This is a genomic window from Thomasclavelia sp. (assembly GCF_017889095.1).
GTDB lineage: Bacteria > Bacillota_I > Bacilli_A > Erysipelotrichales > Coprobacillaceae > Thomasclavelia.
This window is the reverse complement of the sequence record NZ_JAGHEW010000008.1, coordinates 1-6,222: the sequence shown is the minus strand read 5'-3', so window position 1 is coordinate 6,222 and position 6,222 is coordinate 1. Positions and strand designations below refer to the sequence as shown.

Annotated in this window: 5 protein-coding genes; 4 read left to right on the top strand and 1 reads right to left on the bottom strand. The window is 32.0% G+C overall.

The features are described 5' to 3' along the window. Window positions 1-205 precede the first annotated feature (205 nt). The 4 genes from J7M77_RS00265 to J7M77_RS00250 all read left to right on the top strand — a co-directional run bounded on the left by J7M77_RS00265 (window position 206) and on the right by J7M77_RS00250 (window position 3,981). Entirely contained in the window at window positions 206-1,207 is a 1,002-nt protein-coding gene (locus J7M77_RS00265; RefSeq protein ID WP_296874861.1) for a LacI family DNA-binding transcriptional regulator, read from the top strand. A 154-nt stretch (window positions 1,208-1,361) separates the two neighbouring features. After that, complete coding sequence (locus tag J7M77_RS00260; RefSeq protein ID WP_296874859.1) at window positions 1,362-1,790, top strand: DNA starvation/stationary phase protection protein; 429 nt, start codon at window positions 1,362-1,364, stop codon at window positions 1,788-1,790. 23 nt (window positions 1,791-1,813) lie between these two features. After that, window positions 1,814-2,377, top strand: a complete 564-nt coding sequence (gene ahpC, locus J7M77_RS00255; RefSeq protein ID WP_296874857.1) for an alkyl hydroperoxide reductase subunit C — start codon at window positions 1,814-1,816, stop codon at window positions 2,375-2,377. Beyond that, window positions 2,377-3,981 carry an FAD-dependent oxidoreductase gene (locus J7M77_RS00250; protein ID WP_296874855.1) on the top strand — a complete coding sequence of 535 codons (1,605 nt, stop codon included), beginning with the start codon at window positions 2,377-2,379 and terminating at the stop codon, window positions 3,979-3,981. The genes ahpC and J7M77_RS00250 overlap by 1 nt, the downstream gene beginning before the upstream one ends. Before the next feature lie 20 nt (window positions 3,982-4,001). On the opposite strand, the gene J7M77_RS00245 is transcribed toward J7M77_RS00250, so the two are convergent. Then, window positions 4,002-5,993 carry a penicillin-binding transpeptidase domain-containing protein gene (locus J7M77_RS00245; RefSeq protein ID WP_296874853.1) on the bottom strand — a complete coding sequence of 664 codons (1,992 nt, stop codon included), beginning with the start codon at window positions 5,991-5,993 and terminating at the stop codon, window positions 4,002-4,004. Window positions 5,994-6,222: the final 229 nt, after the last annotated feature.

Sequence of the window (6,222 nt, the reverse complement as noted above, 5' to 3'; positions counted from 1 at the left end):
TTCCTCCTTGTTTATATTGTAATCGATTACAATTATGATGTCAAATATATTTACTAAATATATAAGTAAATTTTTAGTAAATATAATTATTATTTTTACTTGAGATATTCGTATATCGCTTAATAAAAATAGTATAATAAGTAGTATCAATCTTTTATAAATGGTAAAAATAAGGTATAATACCTATAAATTAAGGAGGTAAAGCATGGCTACGATTAAAGATGTTGCGAATTTAGCTAATGTATCTAGTGCGACGGTTTCTCGCATTCTTAATAACGATAAAACATTATCGGTTCCAAATGAAACTAAACAGGCGGTTTTTGATGCAGCCAAAAAGCTAAATTATACTAAAAAAAGGAAAACAAACAAAGGAGATTTTACTCTAGGAATCGTCCAATGGTACTCATTACAGCAAGAAATCGATGATCCTTATTATTTGCAAGTACGTCAGGGAATCGAAAATTTTTGCTTGCAATATAATATTAATGTTATTAGAACATTTAAAACCGATCTTAATTATTTAGAAACATTAAAAAATGTTGATGGTTTAATTTGCATTGGCAAATTCAGTAATGAAGAAATCGTTAAATTCAAAAAGATAACTAATAAGATCATTTTCTTAGATATGCTAAGTTTTCATAACAACGATTCAACAATCACTCTTGATTTTGACCATGCAATCAAAACAGCTTTAGATTATTTAAAAGCATTAAATCATCAAAAAATTGGTTTTTTAGGTGGTAAGGAATATCTTGATGATCAGACAGTTTATCTTGATCAAAGAAAAGAAGTCTTTATTAATTATTGTAAAGAAAACAACATTACCTATCAGCCTTATTTTTTAGAAGATCAATTTACAAGTGAATCGGGATATGCAATGATGGTCGAAATGATCAATAATCATGATTTACCAACCGCTTTAATTTGTGCCAGTGATCCTATTGCCATCGGTGCTTTAAGAGCGCTGCAGGAACATCATATCAAAGTGCCTGATGATATTTCAATCATTGGTTTTGATGATATCAAAGCGGCTAGTTTTACTACCCCGCCACTAACAACGATCTATGCTCCAGCTACTTTAATGGGCGAATATGGGGCTAGTATCGTCTATCATATTTTAAGTAAATATCCTTTACCAACTCCAATGAAGATCGTTTTACCATGTACTTTAATTGAACGCGAGTCATGTAAACAAGCTAAGGCCTAATTAGGTCTTTTTTATTTATAATAGTTTATTTAAAAAATAAAAGTGCATAATAATTGTGTCGGTATTTATTTCATGGTAGAATTTAGACAGTTAGAAAAGTCTAACATATATCGACAATTGAATATTAATAATTTTAAAAAAAGGAGTTGAGAAAATGGAAGCAAAATTAAATACTTTACTAGCTGATTTGGTAGTTGAATACCATAAACTACAAAACTTTCACTGGTATATTAAAGGAAAAGATTTCTTTACCGTACATGCAAAATTAGAAGAATATTATAATTATATCAATGAAGCGATTGATGAAGTTGCGGAAAATATTTTAATGATCGGAAGCAATCCGGTAGCTTCGCTTAGTGGCTATTTAAAGCTTGCAAAAATCGAAGAAGCCGATGAAAAACATTTAACTTCTAATGAAATCTATGCAATGGTGCTTAAAGATTTTGATTATTTATTAACTAGTGTTAAAGATATTAAAGTTGAAGCTGATCAAAATAATAGCTTTATTATATCGGCTTTAATGGATAGTTATATTGAAAATTTTACTAAAACAATTTGGATGTTAAAACAAGTTGTTGAATAATAGAAATAAAGGAGATAGAAAAGATGTCATTAATTGGAAAAGAACTTACAGATTTTGAGGCTCAGGCCTTTCATCAAAATGAATTTAAAACAGTAAAAAAAGAAGATTTATTAGGTAAATGGAGTGTATTATTCTTCTATCCTGCGGATTTTACTTTTGTATGTCCAACTGAATTAGAAGATTTAGCCAACAAATATGAAGATTTCAAAAAGATTAACTGTGAAATTTATTCAGTATCATGCGACAGCCACTTTGTTCATAAAGCATGGCATGATACATCAAAAACAATTCAAAAAATCAATTACCCAATGATCGCTGATCCAACTGCTAAATTGGCTAAAGATCTTGATGTATATATTGAAGCTGATGGTATGGCTGAACGTGGCAGCTTTATCATTAATCCCGAAGGTAAGATCGTAATGTATGAAGTAATCGCTGGTAATGTTGGTCGTAATGCCGAAGAATTATTCCGTCGCGTTCAAGCTTCACAATTTGTTTATGAACACGGTGATGAAGTTTGCCCAGCTAAATGGAAACCAGGCGAAGAAACACTTAAACCGTCGTTAGATTTAGTAGGATTAATTTAATGAATAAATTATATGATGCAATAGTAGTAGGTGGCGGTCCAGCAGGACTGTCAGCTGCTATCTATTTAGCACGTGCTAAGTTTTCAGTTCTGGTAATTGAAAAAGAAAAAATTGGCGGTCAAATTACGATTACTTCTGAAGTTGTTAATTATCCAGGGATAGTAAAAACTAGCGGAAAAGAATTAACCGAACAAATGCGTACACAAGCCCAAAATTTTGGTGCTGAATTTTTATTAGCTAATGTTACTGAAGTTAAATTAAACGGTGATGTTAAAACAATTATTACCGATAAAGGTGAATTTCAAAGTGTCGGTGTTGTTTTAGCGACTGGTAGCCATCCTCGTAAAATTGGTTTTCCTGGTGAAAAAGAATTCCAAGGTCGTGGTGTTGCTTATTGTGCAACTTGTGATGGTGAATTTTTTACAGGCAAAGATATCTTTGTCTTAGGTGGCGGTTTTGCGGCTGCTGAAGAAGCAGTCTTTTTAACAAAATATGGTCGTAAAGTAACGATTATTATTCGTGAAGAAGATTTTACTTGTGCTAAACAAGTAAGTGATCAAGCTAAAGCACATCCTGATATCGATATTTACTACAATAGTGAAATCGTTGAAGTTAAAGGAACTAACCAGTTACAAAGTGCGACTTTTAAAAACAACCAGACTGGTGAAACTTGGACTTACGAAGCTAAAGATAATGATACTTTTGGTGTATTTGTCTTTGCCGGATACGAACCAGCTACTGCCCTATTTAAAGATCAGGTTGCAATCAATGAAACTGGTAACTTGATTGTTGATGAAAATCAAAAAACATCATTAGATGGTGTTTATGGTGCTGGTGATGTTTGTGTTAAAGATTTGCGTCAAGTTGTTACAGCTGTAAGTGATGGCGCTAAAGCCGCTACTTCACTAGAAAAATATATTCCAAACATTGTATCTAAACATAATCTAAACCCGAAAAAGATCGAAGTTAAACAAACCGAAGAAAAACCAACTGCAACTGATGATAATTCTAGCGGTTTTATTACTGATGCCATAAAAGCGCAGTTAACCCCGATCTTTAATAAACTAGAAAGAAATTTAGTTTTAAAATGTTATGATGATAATAGCAGTTTAGCTAAAGAAATGATCAGTTTTCTTGATGAATTTGTCACTTTAAGTGATAAATTATCATATCAGGTAATTAAAACTGATACCATTGCAACTATCAGTTTCTATGATGAAAATGACAATTATCTAAACGTTTCATATCATGCGATTCCTGGTGGTCATGAATTTAATTCATTTGTCATTGCCATTTATAATGCCGTTGGCCCTAAACAGCCATTAGAAGCAGAAATCATTGATACAATTAAAAGTATCAATAAACCATTAAATATCAAAGTAGTAGCTTCACTTTCATGTACAATGTGTCCTGATGTCGTTATGGCTAGTCAGCGCATTGCTTTAGAAAATTCTAATATTGAAGCTGAAATGTTTGATTTAGCTCATTTTCCTGATCTAAAAGATCAATATCAAATCATGTCCGTTCCTTGTATGATCGTCAATGATCAGGATGTTTACTTTGGTAAAAAAGATATTAGTCAAATTCTAGAATTATTAAAATAAAAACCTGCGTTTGCAGGTTTTTACTTATTTAAATAACTATCTAACGGAGCTTTGGTATGTTCAACAACATAACCGCTACCACCACGATCTTTAACATCTTCAACTGCTGTAACAATTAAGATAGGATTATCGCTATTAGTTGTCATAACCGCAAACCAGCCAATTTCTTTACCTGTGGTATCGCTTTGCGATGCTTTGATTTCCGCAGTACCTGTTTTTCCAGCTAATTCAACGTTTTGATGATAAATACTATGACCTGTACCATTACTATCACTAATTACTTCAATTAGATCATCTTTGATCATATTGGCAGTTTCTTTACTGAAAGCATTTTTGATCCAGTCATCATCTGGTTTTTCATCAAGCAGTAAATATGGCTGTTTAATTGAACCCTCATTGACAAAAGCACTATAAATAGCTGTCATTTGCACTGGATTCATCAATAATTGTCCTTGTCCATAACCGCTGTCAGCCAATTGCTGGTCATTAAAATCACTGCCATCATTTTGATACTGTGATTTATTTAATGATAGCTCAAATGGTATTTTAGAACCAATCTTTAGTTTTTGATAACCATCAATTAAATCTTCTTTACCAATATTTGTTGCTGCCTTAGCAAAATAAACATTATCAGAATAAATTAAGGCATTTTTTAGATCATTTGGTGTTGGCGCATGTAATGTCGTTACATAATAATTACCCCAGCTAGAATCTTTTTGCCATTTATCTTGAGCTTTTAGATCTTGATCAGGGTCAATAGCACCAGAGTCCAAACCAATAGCTGCTGTAATTGGCTTCATGCTTGATCCGGGTACAAATGTTGCTTTAAAACGATTAGTTAATGGTTTACTAGGATCATCATTTAAGGCCTGCCAGTCACTACTATTAAATCCTAAGATGAAATCATTACTTGAAAAAGATGGAGTAGAAACTAACGCTAAGATTTCCCCCGTTTTTGGATTCATAGCAACTGAAGCACTCTGGTCGTTTTGATATTCGTTGTATAACGATTGTTGCAAAGAAACATCAATCGTTAATTTAATATCTTTACCATCTTTAACTTCTTTATCAGCTACCGTTTTTACTAGTTTGTTATTGCTATCAACGATCGTAATTGTTTTACCATCACTACCTTTTAGATCACTTTCATAAGCTGCTTCGATACCACTACGACCAATTAATGAGTTTTCATTGTAACCTTCACCTTTATGTTTTTTTAAATCATCAGCATTGACTTGTTGTAAATAACCGGTCAAATGTGACGTTGCTTTACCATAAGGATAATAACGAACAGTTACGGTATTGATCTTAACACCAGGAATAGCTAATAATTGATCAACAATGCTTCGATCCTGGTCATTTTTAGCGATTTCTTTTAAGGGCACAAAAGAATCATCTTTGATCCATGAAGCACTCATTTCATCTTTAATATCTTCACTAGTAATATTTAATAAACTGGCAATTCTTCCATAATCATTTTCACCATTTAATTTACCACGAACTAAGCCAACCGAATAAGCTTCCCCCTGGGTTGCTAGTTCATTTCCATTACGATCTAAAATCCGTCCCCGAGTTGCCTGATCACTGCTTACACGAACTTTATAATCTGCTTCTAACCCCTCTAATACTAAAGCTTCGTTATAAACTAATTTATCATCTTTAACCGTAACTTTATTTTTAGAAGTAACTTTTCCAGCAACAGTATTCATCGTTAATTGATAATCAACCACATCATCTTCACTATCATTGATCGTTAGTTTAAAATCACTAGCTTCGATTCCTTCATAGATATTTTGATATCTTTCTACAAAAGCATCTTTTTCAATCTTGCCATCATCACTTAACATAGCATACATTTTTTCATATTCTTTATCTGTTAATAATTCAAAATATTCTGCCACATAATCATCTGCGCTTTTACCGCGACTAAAGATAAAAAATACTGCCACTACAATTAAGCAAATTACTACTGCTCCAATTATAATTAAATTTCTGCGTCTATTAAATGTCATATTCAACCTCCTTCACTATAAATCCATTATAGCATAATATTCCATTGCATCATACTGTGATTTTTAATTCATCTTTATCTGTTATCAAAACATTGATAACTGTTTTGATAAACACTTATTAGAACTAACTTTCCGTTTAACGACTTTATCTTGATCACTTAATTTACCAATTAACAATAAACTATTTTCATCATGTTGTTTCATATTATTTAAAACCTGGTCATGATTG

Excerpts from the sequence above, each read along its gene's own strand:
- J7M77_RS00265 (WP_296874861.1), top strand. The coding sequence starts at position 206 with ATGGCTACGATTAAAGATGTTGCGAATTTAGCTAATGTATCTAGTGCG.
- J7M77_RS00260 (WP_296874859.1), top strand. The coding sequence starts at position 1,362 with ATGGAAGCAAAATTAAATACTTTACTAGCTGATTTGGTAGTTGAATAC.
- ahpC (WP_296874857.1), top strand. The coding sequence starts at position 1,814 with ATGTCATTAATTGGAAAAGAACTTACAGATTTTGAGGCTCAGGCCTTT.
- J7M77_RS00250 (WP_296874855.1), top strand. The coding sequence starts at position 2,377 with ATGAATAAATTATATGATGCAATAGTAGTAGGTGGCGGTCCAGCAGGA.
- J7M77_RS00245 (WP_296874853.1), bottom strand. The coding sequence starts at position 5,993 with ATGACATTTAATAGACGCAGAAATTTAATTATAATTGGAGCAGTAGTA.